General features: G+C 66.9%; 13 protein-coding genes. 10 read left to right on the forward strand and 3 right to left on the reverse strand.

Annotation, left to right across the window (positions count from 1 at the left end; all coding sequences use genetic code 11):
- The first annotated feature begins 75 nt into the window (after positions 1-75).
- The 6 genes from FHT36_RS10480 (at position 76) to FHT36_RS10505 (ending at position 8,090) form a co-directional block, all read left to right on the forward strand.
- Positions 76-2,169, forward strand: a complete 2,094-nt coding sequence (locus tag FHT36_RS10480; protein ID WP_348644423.1) for a hydantoinase/oxoprolinase family protein — start codon at positions 76-78, stop codon at positions 2,167-2,169.
- 12 nt (positions 2,170-2,181) lie between these two features.
- Positions 2,182-3,924, forward strand: coding sequence for a hydantoinase B/oxoprolinase family protein (locus tag FHT36_RS10485; protein WP_169122448.1), 1,743 nt, complete (start codon positions 2,182-2,184; stop codon positions 3,922-3,924).
- A complete protein-coding gene (locus FHT36_RS10490) occupies positions 3,921-4,784 on the forward strand; it encodes a sugar phosphate isomerase/epimerase (RefSeq protein WP_169122449.1) in 864 nt (287 codons plus the stop codon). Before FHT36_RS10485 ends, FHT36_RS10490 begins: the two co-directional genes overlap by 4 nt.
- A 55-nt stretch (positions 4,785-4,839) precedes the next feature.
- Positions 4,840-5,574 (forward strand): TetR/AcrR family transcriptional regulator, encoded by a 735-nt coding sequence (locus FHT36_RS10495; protein WP_169122261.1) that lies wholly within the window; start codon positions 4,840-4,842, stop codon positions 5,572-5,574.
- Between the two features lie 105 nt (positions 5,575-5,679).
- Complete coding sequence (locus tag FHT36_RS10500) at positions 5,680-6,747, forward strand: phosphotransferase (protein ID WP_169122450.1); 1,068 nt, start codon at positions 5,680-5,682, stop codon at positions 6,745-6,747.
- Positions 6,744-8,090: an aspartate aminotransferase family protein gene (locus FHT36_RS10505; protein ID WP_407077066.1), complete on the forward strand. Its 1,347-nt coding sequence runs from the start codon at positions 6,744-6,746 to the stop codon at positions 8,088-8,090. The genes FHT36_RS10500 and FHT36_RS10505 overlap by 4 nt, the downstream gene beginning before the upstream one ends.
- Before the next feature lie 45 nt (positions 8,091-8,135).
- On the opposite strand, the gene FHT36_RS10510 is transcribed toward FHT36_RS10505, so the two are convergent.
- The gene (locus FHT36_RS10510) at positions 8,136-9,470 is read right to left on the reverse strand and encodes an aspartate aminotransferase family protein (protein ID WP_169122451.1); all 1,335 of its coding nucleotides are present in this window, start codon (positions 9,468-9,470) and stop codon (positions 8,136-8,138) included.
- A gap of 97 nt (positions 9,471-9,567) precedes the next feature.
- On the opposite strand from FHT36_RS10510, the gene FHT36_RS10515 reads away from it, so the two are divergent.
- A complete protein-coding gene (locus tag FHT36_RS10515) occupies positions 9,568-10,158 on the forward strand; it encodes a cupin domain-containing protein (RefSeq protein WP_169122452.1) in 591 nt (196 codons plus the stop codon).
- Positions 10,159-10,252: 94 nt separating this feature from the next.
- Here FHT36_RS10515 and FHT36_RS10520 read toward each other — a convergent pair whose 3' ends face one another.
- Both FHT36_RS10520 and FHT36_RS10525 read right to left on the reverse strand, forming a co-directional pair.
- Positions 10,253-11,239, reverse strand: coding sequence for an MDR family oxidoreductase (locus FHT36_RS10520; protein ID WP_169122453.1), 987 nt, complete (start codon positions 11,237-11,239; stop codon positions 10,253-10,255).
- Between the two features lie 44 nt (positions 11,240-11,283).
- A complete protein-coding gene (locus tag FHT36_RS10525; protein ID WP_169122454.1) occupies positions 11,284-12,024 on the reverse strand; it encodes a FadR/GntR family transcriptional regulator in 741 nt (246 codons plus the stop codon).
- Between the two features lie 172 nt (positions 12,025-12,196).
- On the opposite strand from FHT36_RS10525, the gene FHT36_RS10530 reads away from it, so the two are divergent.
- The 3 genes from FHT36_RS10530 to FHT36_RS10540 are packed head-to-tail and all read left to right on the forward strand — an operon-like array spanning position 12,197 to position 15,520.
- Positions 12,197-13,447: an ABC transporter substrate-binding protein gene (locus FHT36_RS10530; RefSeq protein ID WP_169122455.1), complete on the forward strand. Its 1,251-nt coding sequence runs from the start codon at positions 12,197-12,199 to the stop codon at positions 13,445-13,447.
- A gap of 1 nt (position 13,448) precedes the next feature.
- Positions 13,449-14,678: an MFS transporter gene (locus tag FHT36_RS10535; RefSeq protein ID WP_169122456.1), complete on the forward strand. Its 1,230-nt coding sequence runs from the start codon at positions 13,449-13,451 to the stop codon at positions 14,676-14,678.
- A 20-nt stretch (positions 14,679-14,698) separates the two neighbouring features.
- Entirely contained in the window at positions 14,699-15,520 is an 822-nt protein-coding gene (locus FHT36_RS10540; protein ID WP_169122457.1) for an enoyl-CoA hydratase/isomerase family protein, read from the forward strand.
- The last annotated feature ends 2 nt before the right edge of the window (positions 15,521-15,522 follow it).

Below are 15,522 nucleotides of genomic sequence, written 5' to 3' on the forward strand. Positions count from 1 at the left end.
GTTTGTGCAGTTCGTCTCTTGACGCGTATATGGATCAGAACTAACCATTCAGTCCAATAACGCAGGAGACATGTCGTGGGGACAATCACCGGCCTGGAGCACGCTCCGACGGGCGCCCGCATTGGCGTCGATATCGGCGGCACCTTTACGGACCTCGTGCTTGCCGACGGACGCGGCGCAGTGTTCCATCGCAAGGTCGCCTCCACGCCCGCGGCGCCCGAGCAGGCGGTCCTCGAAGGGGTCGCCGCCATCATCGCTGATGCCCGGCTGACGCCCGACGCCGTGAAGGAGGTGGTCCACGGCACCACCGTAGGCTCCAACACCCTTCTGCAGAAGGTGGGCGCGCCCACCGGGCTCATCACCACCAAGGGCTTCCGTGACGTTCTGGAGATCGGCCGGCTGCGCACGCCGTCCATGTTCGATCTCCAGTGGGAAAAGCCGGTTCCGCTCGTCGCGCGCCGCTACCGCAAGGAAGTGGCGGAGCGCATTCGTGCCGATGGAACCATCCTTCTCCCGCTCGACGAGGCGGCCGTCCTGAAGGCCGCGCAAGAACTGGTCGAGGCGGGCATTACGTCCTTTGCCGTGTGCTTTCTCAACAGCTACCGCAACCCCGCGCACGAGCAGCGCGCCGCCGATCTGATCGCCGAGCACTTCCCGCAGGTGCAGGTCACCAGCTCCATTTCCGTGCTGCCCGAAGCCAAGGAATATGAGCGCACCAGCACCACCGTCGTGAACGCCTACGTCCGGCCCGTTCTGGAGGCTTACCTCACGCGCCTGGAGCGCGGCCTCACCGATGCCGGCATCGATGCCCCGCTGCTGGTGTGCAACTCCAACGGCGCCCTCGCCTCTTCCGGCACGGCGCGGGAAAAGCCCGTCTTCTTCATCTCGTCCGGCCGGGCGGCCGGTGTCGTCGGCGGCTCGCGCCTCGGCGAAGCTTTGGACATCAAGGATCTCGTGGTGTTCGACATGGGCGGTACCACCGCCTCCGCATCACTGGTCCAGAATGGCGAGCTGACGCGGGTGAGCGAATACGAGTTCCGCGCCGGCATCTCCACGCCCAGCCGCTTCATCAAGGCCGGCGGATACATGATGAGCGTGCCGACCGTCGACGTGGCCGAGGTCGGCTCCGGCGCTGGCTCCATCGCCTATGTGGACCAGGGCGGGCTGATGCGCGTCGGTCCCGTCTCGGCCGGCGCCGATCCCGGCCCCGCCTGCTACGGCATCGGCGGCTCGCGGCCGACGGTGACGGACGCCAATCTCCTGCTCGGATACCTGCCCGCGCAGCTCGCCGGTGGCTCCCGCGCGCTCTCGGTGGATGCGGCGCGCGCCGCCATCGCCCGCGATCTCGCCGACCCGTTCAATCTCACCCCCGAGGATGCCGCCTGCGGCGTGCGCGACGTGGTGAACGCCAACATGGCCCGCGCCATCCGCGCGGTAACGGTGGAGCGCGGCGTCGATCCGCGTGACTTCACGCTGGTGGCCATCGGCGGCTCGGGTCCGGTGCATGCGGCGGACATTGCGCGCCTTCTCTCCATGCCGCGGGTGCTGGTGCCGGCCTCGCCCGGCGTGTTCACCGCCATGGGCATGCTGGCGGGCGACGTGGAGCGCTATTTCATCCGTCCGTTCGCGGTGAAGCTCGCCGATTTCCTGCCGTCCGAGGCGGACATGGCCTTCGCCGCGCTGGAAGCCGATGCCCGCGCCGCCCTCGCCGGCGAGGACGTGGCCGAGCACCTGATGAGCGTGACGCGTGAGGTGGACATGCGCTTCCGCGGCCAGGAAATGTCCCTCTCCGTGCCCTATCTCGCGGACCGGGATGAGCTGCACGCGGCCTTCAAGGCGGCCTATGAGGCCATCTACAGCTACTCCTCCTCCGACACCATCGAGGTGGTAAGCCTGCGGGTGATCGGCCGTGGCCTGAGGCCCGGCAAGATCGACTTCCGCGCCGCCCATGCGCGGGTGGAAGGCTCGAACGAACCCGCGAGCATCCGCCACGTCTATTACGGTGCGGAGCAAGGCCATATGGAGACGCCGGTCTATGAGCGCACGCGCTGCCCGGCGCGCATCGTCGGCCCCGCCGTCATCGAGGGGGCTGACAGCACCGTGGTGGTGCCCCCCGGCGCTACCGCCGAGGCGGACGCCCACGCCAATCTCCTGATCACCCTCGCCTGACGGGATCGCGCCATGCTCGACCAGACCGACAAGACCATAGATCCCGTCACCTTCGCGGTGCTCAAGAGCGCGTTCGAATCCATCGTCGACGACATGGCCTACACGGTCATGCGCACCGCCCGCTCCCCCATCGTGCGCGACGTGCTCGATTATTCCGCCACCATGTGCGACGCCAAGGGGCGCATCCTCGCACAGGCGAAGACCGTGGCGCTGCATCTCGGTGCCGTTCCCGACGCCATGGAGGCCATCCAGCGCCACTATGGCGACGACCTCAATCCCGGCGACGTCATCATCCTGAACGACCCCTATGACGGCGGGATGCACCTGCCTGATATCTTCATGTTCAAGCCCATCTTCGACGGTGCGCAGCACATCGGCTATGCCGTCGTGATCTGCCACCATTGCGACGTGGGCGGCCGCGTGCCGGGCTCCAATGCCTCGGATTCCACCGAGATTTTCCAGGAAGGCCTGCGCATCCCGCCCCTGAAGCTGTTCGACCGGGGCGTGCGCAACAAGACGCTCTTCGACATCATCTCGAAGAACGTCCGCCTGCCCGATCTCGTCATCGGCGACCTCGAGGCACAGCTGGCCACGTGCGCCCTGGGTGAGCGCGAGTTCCTGCGCCTCACCGAGAAGTACGGCATTCCGATGGTGGAGAAATTCCTCGCGGAGTTCCTGGACTATGGCGAGCGCCTCGTGCGCAAGGCCTTCGCCACCTGGCCCGATGGCGCCTATTCCTTCACCGACTACATCGACGGCGACGGCTTCGACGAGAGCGAAATCCCGATCCACGTGACCATCACGGTCAAGGGCGACCATATCGGCGTGGATTTCGAAGGCTCGTCGCCGCAGGTGAAGGGGGCGATCAATTCCACGCTGTCCTTCGTGAAGTCGGCCACCTACCTCGCCGTGCGCTGCGTGCTGGATGCCGACGTTCCGAACAATGCGGGCCTCTATCGCTGCGTCGACGTGACCGCACCGAAGGGCACCGTGCTCAATCCCGAATTCCCCGCGCCCGTCGCCGCCCGCGCGCTGACCGGCTACCGGGTGGTGGATACGGTGCTCGGCGCCCTCGCCGCCATCGTGCCCGAGCGGGTTTGCGCGGCAGGCGAAGGCGGCAACACGGTGGTCTGCCTCGGTGGCTACGACACCCAGACGCGCGAGCCCTTCATCGTGGTGGACATGATCAACGGCGCGCTCGGTGCGCGGGCGACACGGGACGGGATCGACGCGGTGACGAACCCCTCGCAGAACATGTCGAACATGCCGGTCGAGATCATGGAGGCGACCTATCCGCTCATGATCGAGGAATATGCGCTGCGCGACGATTCCTGCGGCGCGGGCAAGACACGCGGCGGCCTCGGCGTCGTCCGGCAATACCGCCTCCTTGCCGACGAGGCGGTGATGCAGCTGCGCGCGGACCGTTATGCCCATGCGCCGTATGGATTGTTCGGCGGCAAGCCCGGGGCGCTCTCGCGCAACCTCCTGTCCGAGTCCGGCAATTTCGAGCTGCTGGCCAGCAAGGTCACGCGCAACGTGACCAAGGGCACGGTGATCCGACACGAACAGGCCGGCGGCGGCGGCTATGGCAATCCTCTGGCGCGTCCGCCCGAACTGGTGCTGGAAGACGTGCTCGACGGCAAGATCAGCCCCGCTTATGCCCGCGACGGCTTCGGCGTCCTGGTGGTGAACGGCGCCGTCGATACCCCCGCGACGGCGGCCCTGCGCAGTGCCATGGCGGGAGAACAGGCATGAGTCTGGTGCCCGGCGATTTCTCTCGTTTCGCCATCAATCAGATCACCACGCCCTCCCTCTCCCTCGCCGAGGCGGTGGACACCTATGCGCGCCATGGCGCGCGGGGCATCGGCGTGTGGAACCAGTATCTGGAGGGCATCGCTCCCTCGGCGGCCGGCCGGCTGATCCGCGACGCCGGATTGTTCGTTCCCTGCCTGTGCACGACGGCATGGGTCAACCTCGCCGATCCCCTCGCCCGCGCGGCGGCCATCGACGAAAATCGCCGGCGGCTCGATGCCGCCCACGAGCTGGGAGCGACCTGTCTGGTCGTGGTTCCCGGCGGTCTCGCCACGGGCGAGAAAGATATCGCCGCAGCCCGCAGCCGGGTGGCAGATGCGCTGTCCGAACTCTTGCCGGATGCGCGCGCGGCTGGCGTCGCCCTTGGTCTGGAGCCGCTGCACCCCATGTTCGCGGCCGACCGCTCGTGCCTCAACACATTCCGGCATTGCCTCGATCTGGTCGAGGTCATGGGCGCGGGTACGGGCATCGTGGCGGACGTTTACCATTGCTGGTGGGACCCCGACTTCCCGGAAGGGCTCAAGGCCGCCGGCGCGGATCGCATCCTCACCTTCCACCTGTGCGACTGGCTGGTTCCGACGCGCGACGTCTATCAGGACCGCGGCATGGTGGGCGATGGCATCATCGACATCGCCTTCTATCGCCGTCTGCTGGACGAGCTGGAATATGATGGCCCGTTCGAGATCGAAATCTTCTCGAAGCTCGACTGGTGGACGCGGGACCCCGCCGAAACAACGCGCATCAGCCTGGAACGGTGCGAACCCTTCGTCGCACCACGCCCTGGCGCCGCAGTTTGCGGTTGACGGGCACGGTGGCGCGCACCCTCATGGCATTGTCGTCAACAAGGAAGGCCCGATCGTGAGCGAAAAACCCCGCAAGCGCGATTCCATCGGCACGCAGGACAAGATCCTCGCGGCTGCACAGGTGGAGTTTGCCAGAAAGGGGTACGACGGAGCCCGCGTGGACGCCATCATCGCACGCGCGAAGATCAGCAAGAACCTGCTCTACCATCACTTCATCTCCAAGGAGGAGCTGTATGTGAAGGTGCTTGAGCGCACCTACGAGGCGATGCGGCGCCGGCAGGAGGAAATTCCCCTCACGGGCCTTGCGCCCCTGGCCGCCATCCGCCGTCTGTGCGAGGCGACCTTCCAGACCTTCATCGAGGAGCCCGAGGTCATCGTGATGATGAACTCGGAGAACATCCACCGCGGGCGCCACGTCGCCAAGTCTCCGATCATCCGCCAGCTGTACAGCCGCCTCGCGGGCACCGTGGACGCGATCCTGCGCGACGGCGAACGGCAGGGCGTGTTTCGGCCGGGCGTGGATGCAATCGACCTCTACATCTCCATCTCCGCTCTGGGCTATTTCTACATCTCGAACCGCTTCACCCTGTCCATGATCTTCGATCGCGACCTGATGCGCGCGGATTATCTGGAGCAGCACCGGACCACCATCATCGACATGACCCTCGCCTATCTCACCCAGGGGGCTCCCAAGGGCCCGACGCCCGGGGAGCCGGCCGACGGACATTCGGTGCCCGCTCCCCCTCCTGCCGAGACCGGTCGAAGAAAGCGCGTGATCGCCAAGGTCTGATTGATCCTGATTGGCCAACCGCGCCCTCCCGTTCCAAGGAAGCCTGTTCCCAGGAAGCTGACTGCGATGCCGAGCTTGCCCTCCCGCGCCCCAGAGTCCCTTCTCATGTCGGGAGGACTGGCCACCGCGTTCCGCACCATTTCGCCGGATGAGGCGGCCGCCGTCCTCCACCGCCATTTCGGCCTCTCGGGGACTTTGACGCGGCTCGACACGGAGAAGGACGACACCTTCCTCGTGGACGGAGCGCAGGGCCGCCACATCGCCAAGTTCTCCAATCCGGACGAGGACCCGCGCGAGATATCGCTGCAATCCGAATTGCTCGATCACGTGGCCCTGACGGATCCCCTCCTGCCTGTCCCGCGCCTGGTGCGAACGTCTGCGGGCGAAGCCTTTCTCCCCCATGAGGACGGGCACGGGCAGATGCGGCTCGTGCGGGTGCTCACCTATCTCGATGGCACGCCGCTCGACCGGCTGGACGCGACCAGTGAAGAGCGGGAGAAGGTGGGGGCGACCCTCGGCCGCCTGCGTCTTGCCATGGCCGGCTTCTCACACCCGCACGACACGCGCGAGATCGCCTGGGACGTCCGTCATCTTCCCAAGCTCGCCTTCCTGCTGGAGCGGATCGACGACCGGGAGCGTCGCGCCAAGCTGGAACAGGGGCTGGAGCGCTTCAGAGGATTGCAGGGGCGGCTCGCGGCCTGCCGCACGCAGGTGCTGCACAACGATTTCAGCCGCTCGAACGTGGTGGTCAACCGCAAGAAGCCGGAGTTCATCGCCGGCGTCATCGATTTCGGCGACGTGGTGCGCACCGCCATCGTCATCGACCTCTCCACCGCCCTTCTCAATCATCTGAGCCCGACAGGATCGGAGCGCATGTTCGATGCCGGCCGCGACCTGCTGCGCGGCTACCTGAGCATCGCCGACCTCACGGAGGACGAGGTGCTGCTTCTGCCGCACATGGTCATGGGCCGCGTCATCGCCCGCGCGCTGATCACCACCTGGCGGGCGGAACAATTCCCCGACAACGCGACCTACATCCTGCGCAACACGCACCAGAGCTGGTCGCAGCTCGACCATTTCCTCAGCCGCTCCGCCGACGAGATCAGCGAGACCTTTCTCGGCGCAGCGACCCCGCTTTCAGCCCGCCATGTGAAGGAGGCGTTTCCGTCATGACCGCAGTGAAGGAACGCAAGGTCAACGTCGGGATGGTGAACGGCTTTGATCCGGCCAACATCTCGGCCCTCGATCCCGCGACCCGGGACATGATCGAGCGCCGGCAGGCGCTGCTCGGGCCCGCCTACCGGCTGATGTATGCCAACCCGGTGGAAATCCGGCGCGCGAAGGGCACCCTCCTGTGGGACAGCGCGGGCAACGAATATCTCGATGCCTACAACAACGTCGTTTCCGTAGGCCACTGCCATCCCCGGGTGGTCGAAGCGGTCTACGAGCAGATGCAGACGCTGTGCACACATACGCGCTATCTGCAGGACGGCATTCTGGAATTCGCGAGCCAGATCGTCCCGACCTTCGGCGATCCCATCCGCCACATCATGTTCACCTGCACCGGGTCGGAGGCCAACGATCTCGCGCTGCGGATCGCCATGCACCACACCGGGCGCAAGGGCATCGTCATCACGTCCGAGGCCTATACCGGCAATTCCTTCCTCACCGCCGGGCTGTCGCCGTCGCTGGGCCGGAAGTCCCCGCTCGGCGAGTGGGTCCGGCGCATTCCGGGGCCGGATTCTTACCGGATGAACCGCGCGGATATCGCGGCGACGCTCATTCGCCAGCTGAAATACGAGATCGAGGAACTGGAGCGGCGGGGCCAGGGGCTCGCCGCCTTCATCGCCGATTCCCTGTTCTCGTCGGATGGCATCTATGCCGATCCGACCGACATCCTCGCCCCCATCGCCGAGGTGGTTCGCGCCGCCGGCGGCGTGGTGATCGCCGACGAGGTTCAGGCGGGCTTCGGACGTTCCGGCGACAAATTCTGGGGCTTCCAGCGCCACGGCCATCGGCCGGATATCGTCACCATGGGAAAGCCCATGGGCAACGGCTTCCCCGTCGCCGCCGTGGCGGTGGCGCCCCATGTCATCGAGCGCTTCGGCAACGAGATGCGCTATTTCAACACCTTCGGCGGCAACACCGTGGCCATCGCCGCCGCGCGGGCGACCTTCGATGTGCTGAAATCGGAGGGGCTGCAGGAGAATGCGGCCCGCATCGGACGGATGATCCAGGACGGCATCCGGGAGATCGCCAAATCCGACGAGCGGATCGGCGATGTCCGGGGCGCGGGCCTCTATATCGGCGTGGAATTCGTGAAGGACCGGTCCACCAAGCAACCGGACTCCGCGACCGCCCTCGCCGTGGTGGACGGGCTGCGCCAGCGCCGGGTGCTGATCTCGGCGACCGGATATCACGCCAACACGCTGAAGATCCGGCCGCCGCTCGTCTTCTCGGCGGCGGATGCCGACCGCCTCCTCGCCACCCTGGCCGAGACCTTGAAGGCCGTATGATCAGGCCAGCCGCCGCAAGGACCTTGCGGCGGCTGCGCTTCACCGTCAGGCGGCGGTTTTCAGCGTGTCGGCGATGACCGAGACGATGGTGTCGATCTGATGCTTCTCGACGATCAGGGGCGGCGACAAGGCGATGATGTCGCCGGTGACGCGGATGAGGAGCCCCTTGCGGAAGCACTCGACGAAGACGTCATAGGCCCGCGCACCCGGCGCGCCATCCCGCGAGCGAAGCTCGATGGCACCGACGAGGCCCAGATTGCGAATATCCGCGACATGGGGCATCCCCTTGAGGGAATGCAGGGCCTCCTGCCAGTAGTTCGCAAGCTCCGCCCCGCGGGTCAGGAGCCCCTCCTCGGCATAGATGCCCAGCGTCGCAAGCCCGGCCGCGCACGCCACCGGATGGCCGGAATAGGTGTAGCCGTGGAACAATTCGATCTGGCTTTCCGGGCCGGTCATGAGGCCATCATGGACCTTCCGCGAGGCGAAGACGGCGCCCATGGGAATCGCGCCGTTGGTCAGGCCCTTCGCGGTGGTGACGAGATCGGGCATGACGCCGAAATAGTCGGTCGCGAACGGCGTGCCCAAGCGGCCGAAGCCGGTGATGACTTCGTCGAAGATCAGGAGGATGCCGTGCTTGTCGGCAATGGCCCGCAGGCGCTCCAGATATCCCTTGGGCGGCAGGATGACGCCGGCCGAACCGGCCATGGGCTCGACGATGACCGCGGCGATGGTTTCCGCGCCATGCAGGGCGACGAGCCGCTCCAGATCCTCGGCCAGTTCAATGCCATGCGCCGGCAGCCCTCGGGAAAAGGCGTTGCGCTCCATGTCGAGCGTGTGGCGCATGTGGTCGGCGGGGATCTGCGGGAAAACCCTGCGGTTGTTGACGAGGCCGCCCACTGAGATGCCGCCGAACCCGACGCCGTGATAGCCCTTCTCGCGGCCGATGATGCGGGTGCGGGTGCCCTGCCCGATCGCCCTCTGATAGGCGATGGCGATCTTCAGGGCCGTATCCACGGATTCCGAACCCGAACCGGTGAAGAACACACGGTCGAGACCGCCGTCCTTCCCGCCCGGCGCAATGGCGGCGAGCTTCTCAGCGAACGAGAAGACGATGGGATGGCCCATCTGGAAGGTCGGGGCGAAATCGAGTTCACCCAGCTGCCGCGCGACCGCCTCCACAATCTGCGTGCGACCATGCCCGGCATTGACGCACCAGAGCCCGGACGTGCCGTCCAGAACCTCGTTGCCGTCGATGTCGGTGTAGTACATGCCCTTCGCGCCCGACAGGAGCCGGGGCGCGGCCTTGAACTGGCGGTTCGCCGTGAACGGCATCCAGAAATTTTCAAGATTGGGCTGGTTGGTCCGGACGTGAAGGGTCATGCCGCTCTCCTCATGGCTGCCCTCACATCGGCCAATTGGGAAGACCGAACAAGTCGTTTTCTGAAACCCACTATCTCATTGAAAATACACGTCTCGAATGGCATCATTTGCGATATTCGCAACACCCGAAACGGGGGCTTCCGCCATGGACATCGGGGACCGGCTGCGCCAGCTGCGGCTGCTGCACGGCATTTCCCAGCGGGAGCTTGCCAAGCGGACCGGCGTGACCAACTCGACCATCTCGCTGATCGAGTCCAACACCTCGAACCCCTCCGTCGGCGCCCTGAAACGGATTCTGGAGGGCATCCCCATCGGCCTGGCGGAATTCTTCGCGTTCGAGCCGGAAAAGCCGAAAAAGACGTTCTATGCCGCCGACGAACTCACCGAGATCGGCAAGGGCGCGATCTCATATCGCCAGATTGGCGAGCGCGTGTTCGGCCGCAAGCTGCAGATCCTCAAGGAATGCTACCAGCCCGGAGCGGACACGGGCGTCGTGCCGCTCGTCCATGAGGGAGAGGAAGGCGGCATTGTCCTGTCTGGTCGGCTGGAAGTGACGGTGGACAACGTCAGGCGCATCCTTGGTCCGGGCGATGCCTATTATTTCGAGAGCCGCCGCCCGCACCGCTTTCGCTGCATCGGCCCGCGCCCCTGCGAGGTCATCAGCGCCTGCACCCCGCCGAGCTTCTAGCAGCCATTCCCTTCACGTCGCGCCTGCGACTGCCTTCAACCCTGGTCCGGGGAGGACGAACGGGCGCGCCAAGCGGCACGCCCGCTCTGCCCGCTCAGATGCGCACCACTGTGCGCCCGCGCACGCCGCCGGCGATGATGTCTTCGGCGACCTGCGGCAGGTCCTCGAGCGTGACCTCGCGGGTGACGAGATCGAAATCAGCCTCGGTGAGGAGTTCGCCGAGCCGGGTCCAGGCCGCGAGGCGGCGCGGGGTCGGGCAATTGACGGAATCGACGCCCAGCAGTGCCACGTTGCGCAGGATGAAGGGGAAGACCGTGGTGGGCAGGTCCGTCGCCGCAGCAAGGCCGCAGGCGGCCACCGCGCCGCCGTAGCGGGTGGCGGCGAGGACGTTGGCGAGGATGGTGCCGCCCACGGTGTCGACAGCCCCATGCCAGCGCTCGCCCGCCAGCGGCTTGCCGGCGGCGGCGTAGGTGGCGCGGTCCACGATGTCTGTGGCGCCGAGGCTCTTCAGGAAGTCCGCCTCGGCCGGACGGCCGGTGAGCGCGCTCACCTTGTAGCCGAGGCGCGAGAGCAGGCACACCGCGACGCTGCCAACGCCGCCGGCCGCGCCGGTGACGAGCACGTCGCCGCCTTCCGTGATGCCGTAGCGCTCCAGCGCATCGACGCAGAGCATGGCGGTGAGGCCGGCCGTGCCGATGGCCATGGCCTGGCGCGGGGTGAGGCTATCGGGCAGCTTCACCAGCCACTCGCCCTTCACCTTCGCCCGCTCGGCGAAGCCGCCGGACCAGTTCTCGCCGACCCCCCAGCCCGTCAGCACCACCTTGTCGCCGGGCGCGAAACCCGGGTTGTCGCTCGCGCGCACCGTGCCGGCGAAATCGATGCCAGGCACCATGGGCAGCGCGCGCAGGATGCGGCTCATGCCCTTCAGCGCGAGGCCGTCCTTGTAGTTGAAGGACGAATATTCGACGTCCACCGTCACGTCGCCAGCCGGCAGATCGGCCTCGGTGATGGTCTCGATGGCAATGGCCTGCCCGGCGTCGGTCTTGCGCGCCATGAGGGCGCGGAAGGTCTCGGTGCTCATTGGACGTTTCCCTGTGATGTGCGTGGACCGCGCAGGCGGTTTGCTCAGGGCCTTACGGCCTTGCGGGCCTCTTCGGCCTTCTCGTACTGGGCGCGGATATAGCGCACGAGGCCGCCGAGCGCGGCCACAGCTGCCTCGCCGTCGCGATCCCGCAATGCCGCGAGAAGCGTCTCGTGATGGGCGACGATCTCCTTCCGGTCGCGGACGCGGAAGATGATCATGTTGCTCACCGGCATGAGCGCTTCCACTACCGCGTTCATCAGGAAGCGCAGCAAAGCATTGCCCGCCGCATCCACGATGGTGCGATGGAAGCGCACGTCGGAGGCGCAGAAATCCTGATCCGAAAGGGACGCCGTGCGCTGCAGGGCGATCTCCGCCTCCAGCGCCACGAGGTGCGCGTCCGTGCGGTTCTGGGCGGCGAGACGGCAGCAGACGGCTTCCATCTCCAGCCGCGCCGTCGCCATCTCCTCCAGCGAGACGCCGCCTGTGGCAACGAGAAGGGTCACGGATGTTCCGAGGCTGGTGGCCAGTTCCTCCGGCGAGGGGCCGGTGACGAAGGTTCCGCCCGTGGGGCCGCGCCGGGAGCGGATGAGGTGGCGCGCGGCAAGCCGCTTCAGCGCTTCGCGCACCGTGGGCCGCGACACGCCGAACTGCGCCGCCAGTTCCTCTTCGGTCGGCAGGCGCTCATCCACCTTCAGCCGGCCGTCCATGATGGCCTGCTGGAGCTGATCGGCGATCTGGCTCGCCGCACTGGTGGTGACGATCTGGCCGTAGCTCGGTTCCATCTGATCCGTTCCGGGGACGCCTGTGGTCATCCCCTTGGTCTCAGATCGGCCGCGTCAAATCAACCGAAATATTATTCGTTTGACAAATCTTCAAATGAGCCTTTTGGTTCCACAGATCGCGGACGGAGATGCCGCGACGCAAGAAGACACTGGAAACGCCGGGAGAGAAGAAATGCGCGCTGCCCTCGTAGCGGCGACCGTGCTGTCGTGCGCCGTCGCCGTCCCGATCACGACCGCTCACAAGGCTTCGGCCCAGATAGCCTCGGCCCAGGATCTGCCGACGTTCCGCATCGGCGTCATGAACGACCAGTCGAGCCTCTATTCCGACATCGCCGGTCCCGGCTCCGTCACCGCCGCGCAGATGGCGGTCGCGGATTTCAATCCGGAGAAGCATGGCTTCAAGGTGGAGGTGGTCTCCGCCGATCACCAGAACAAGGCAGACATCGGCTCCTCCGTGGCGCGGCGCTGGTACGACCTCGACAAGGTGGACGCCATCGTCGACGTGCCCACCTCCTCCGTTGCCCTCGCCGTCGCCGACATCAGCCGCGACAAGAATAAGGTCTTCCTGGTGGCGAGCGCCGGAACGTCCGACCTCACCGCCAAGGCCTGCACGCCCAACACCGTCCACTGGACCTACGACACCTGGGCCCTCGCCAACGGCACCGCCCGCGCCATGATCAAGCAGGGCGGCGATTCCTGGTACTTCCTGACCGCCGACTACGCCTTCGGCCATGCGCTGGAGCGCGACGCGGCCGAGGTGGTGAAGGCCAATGGCGGGAAGGTGATGGGCCGCGCGCTGGCACCCTTCCAGAGCTCGGACTTCTCCTCCTTCATCCTGCAGGCGCAGGGCTCGGGCGCGAAGGTGGTTGCGCTGGCGAATTCGGGCGGCGACACCATCAACTCGGTCAAGCAGGCGGCGGAGTTCGGCCTGTCGCAGAAGCAGAAGCTCGTCAGCCTTCTCATCTTCCTGTCCGATATCCACTCGCTGGGCCTGAAGACGGCGCAGGGCCTCATGCTCACCAACGCCTTCTACTGGGACCTCAATGACGGCACCCGCGCCTTCGGCAAGGCGTTCGGCGCGCGCAACAACGGCCGCATGCCCACCATGAACCAGGCGGGCACCTACGCCGCAACTCTGCACTGGATGAAGGCCATCGCCGCCATGGACAAGGCGAAGGCCCATGACGGCGCCGCCGTCGTCGCGCAGATGAAGGCCATGCCCACCGACGACCCGCTGTTCGGCAAGGGCCACATCCGCGCCGACGGCCGCACCATCCACGACATGTATCTGTGGCAGGTGAAGACGCCGGAGGAGTCCAAGGGCCCCTACGACTATCTGAAGCTGGTGGCGACCATCCCCGGCGACGAGGCCTTCCGCCCCATGTCGCCCGAGACCTGCCCCATGCTGAAGAAGGCCGGCTGAGGTGACGGCGCCGGCGACAGCCGCCCGCACGGACGGCAAGGCCTTCTCCCTCGCGATCCTCGTGGTCGCGGAAGTGGCGGCGATGGCGACATGGTTCGCCACCACCGCCTCTTTGGGGGCGATCCGGGCGCAGTGGAGCCTGTCGCCCTTTCAGGAGGCCTTGCTCACCAGTTCCGTGCAGGCGGGCTTCGTCGCCGGCACCCTCCTCAGCGCGTTGCTCTCGCTGGCCGACCGCGCCGATTTGAGGACGCTCTTCTCCGTCTCCGCCCTCGTGGCCGCTCTGGCGAACGGAGCCATCCTCCTGTTCGAGCCCACCCATCCGGCCGTGCCGCTGCTGCGGTTTCTCACCGGCATGTGCATGGCGGGGGTCTATCCCGTGGGCATGAAGCTCGCGGCCACCTGGGCGAAGGGAGACCTCGGCCTGCTCATCGGCATGCTGGTGGCGGCCCTCACGCTGGGCTCGGCGTCCCCTCACGCCATGGCGGCGATGGGAGGTCTCGACTGGCGGGCTCCAGTGGCGGGCGCGGCGGCAAGCGCGCTGTTGGCCGCCCTTCTCATCCGCTTCGCCAAGGTCGGCCCCAACCATGCAAAGGCTCCGCCGCTGAAGCTCTCCAACGCTCTTGATGCGTTCCGGCGCCCGGCACTCAGGCTCGCCAATCTCGGCTATTTCGGCCACATGTGGGAGCTCTACGCCATGTGGGCGTGGATCGGCGCCTTCTTCGCCGCGAGCTTCGCCGCGCGCTATGGCGATGCCCCGCCCCTCGATCCCCGCCTCGCCACCTTCTGCGTGGTCGCCATCGGCGCCGTGGGGGCGCTGGGCGGCGGCTTCGCGGCCGACCGGCTGGGGCGGACCTTCGTCACGGCGCTGTCCATGGCGGTGAGCGGCCTGTGCGCGGCGGGCATCGGCTTCCTGTTCGGCGCCTCGATCTGGCTGGTGCTGCCGCTGGCGCTGGTGTGGGGCGTGACGGTGATCTCCGATTCCGCGCAATTCTCCGCCGCCGTAACGGAGCTGTCCGACCGCAGCCTCATCGGCACCATGCTGACGGTGCAGACCTGCGTCGGCTTTCTCATCACGCTGGTAAGCATCCACCTCCTGCCCTATGCGGTGGATGCCTTTGGCTGGCGCTTCGCCTTCCTCATCCTCGCCATCGGCCCCTTCCTGGGCGTCCTCGCCATGCTGCGCCTGCGGCTACGGCCCGAGGCTGCCACGATGGCCGGCGGCCGGCGCTGATCCCTCTCAACGAGGCTTCCATGACCTTCACCAAGATCGCCTACGAAACCCGCGACGGCATCGCCTTCCTTACCCTCAACCGGCCCGAGCGCACCAATGCGCTGGACCAGGAGATGCTCGGCGAGATCAACGCCGCCATGGACCGCGCCGAGGCGGATGCGGACGTGAAGGCGGTGATCGTGCGCGGCGCCGGCAATGCCTTCTCCTCCGGCTTCGACCTGAAGGCGCAGATGGAGGCCCGGCCGGTGGGCGTCGATGCGTGGCGGCCCGTGCTGCGCAAGGATTTCGACACGGTGATGCGCTTCTGGCACTGCCCGAAGCCCACCATCGCCATGGTGCGCGGCGCCTGCCTTGCCGGCGCCTGCGAGCTGGCGCTCGCCTGCGACATGACCATCGCCTCGGACGATGCCTTCTTCGGCGAGCCGGAGCTGAAGTTCGGCGCCGGCATCGTGGTGATGCTGCTGCCATGGATCGTCGGCCCGAAGATCGCCAAGGAGATCATCCTGCTCGGCGAGGACCGGGTGAGCGCCCGGCGCGCGGCCGAGATCGGCATGATCAACCGCGTCGTTTCCGCCGACCGGCTGGAGGAAGAGGCGCTGCGCATCGCCCGGCACATCGGCGCCATCGACCCCAGCCTCGTGAAGGAAACCAAGCGCGCCCTGAATCGGGCGCTGGAAACGCAGGGCATGTTGCAGGCGCTGGAGAGCGCGCTGGAAATCGACCTCGCCATCGAGGGCGCGGGCTCGGCGGACAAGATCGCCTTCTTCGACGTCGCGCGCCGCGAGGGGCTGCGCGCCGCCATCGCCTGGCGCGACGCGCGCTTCCCGACCCGCGAAGGCTGAGG

The organism is Xanthobacter sp. SG618 (assembly GCF_012932745.1).
Classification (GTDB): Bacteria; Pseudomonadota; Alphaproteobacteria; order Rhizobiales; family Xanthobacteraceae; genus Xanthobacter; species Xanthobacter flavus.

Excerpts from the sequence above, each read along its gene's own strand:
- FHT36_RS10485 (WP_169122448.1), top strand. The coding sequence starts at position 2,182 with ATGCTCGACCAGACCGACAAGACCATAGATCCCGTCACCTTCGCGGTG.
- FHT36_RS10490 (WP_169122449.1), top strand. The coding sequence starts at position 3,921 with ATGAGTCTGGTGCCCGGCGATTTCTCTCGTTTCGCCATCAATCAGATC.
- FHT36_RS10530 (WP_169122455.1), top strand. The coding sequence starts at position 12,197 with ATGCGCGCTGCCCTCGTAGCGGCGACCGTGCTGTCGTGCGCCGTCGCC.
- FHT36_RS10525 (WP_169122454.1), bottom strand. The coding sequence starts at position 12,024 with ATGGAACCGAGCTACGGCCAGATCGTCACCACCAGTGCGGCGAGCCAG.
- FHT36_RS10510 (WP_169122451.1), bottom strand. The coding sequence starts at position 9,470 with ATGACCCTTCACGTCCGGACCAACCAGCCCAATCTTGAAAATTTCTGG.
- FHT36_RS10540 (WP_169122457.1), top strand. The coding sequence starts at position 14,699 with ATGACCTTCACCAAGATCGCCTACGAAACCCGCGACGGCATCGCCTTC.
- FHT36_RS10520 (WP_169122453.1), bottom strand. The coding sequence starts at position 11,239 with ATGAGCACCGAGACCTTCCGCGCCCTCATGGCGCGCAAGACCGACGCC.
- FHT36_RS10500 (WP_169122450.1), top strand. The coding sequence starts at position 5,680 with ATGTCGGGAGGACTGGCCACCGCGTTCCGCACCATTTCGCCGGATGAG.
- FHT36_RS10515 (WP_169122452.1), top strand. The coding sequence starts at position 9,568 with ATGGCATCATTTGCGATATTCGCAACACCCGAAACGGGGGCTTCCGCC.
- FHT36_RS10505 (WP_407077066.1), top strand. The coding sequence starts at position 6,744 with ATGACCGCAGTGAAGGAACGCAAGGTCAACGTCGGGATGGTGAACGGC.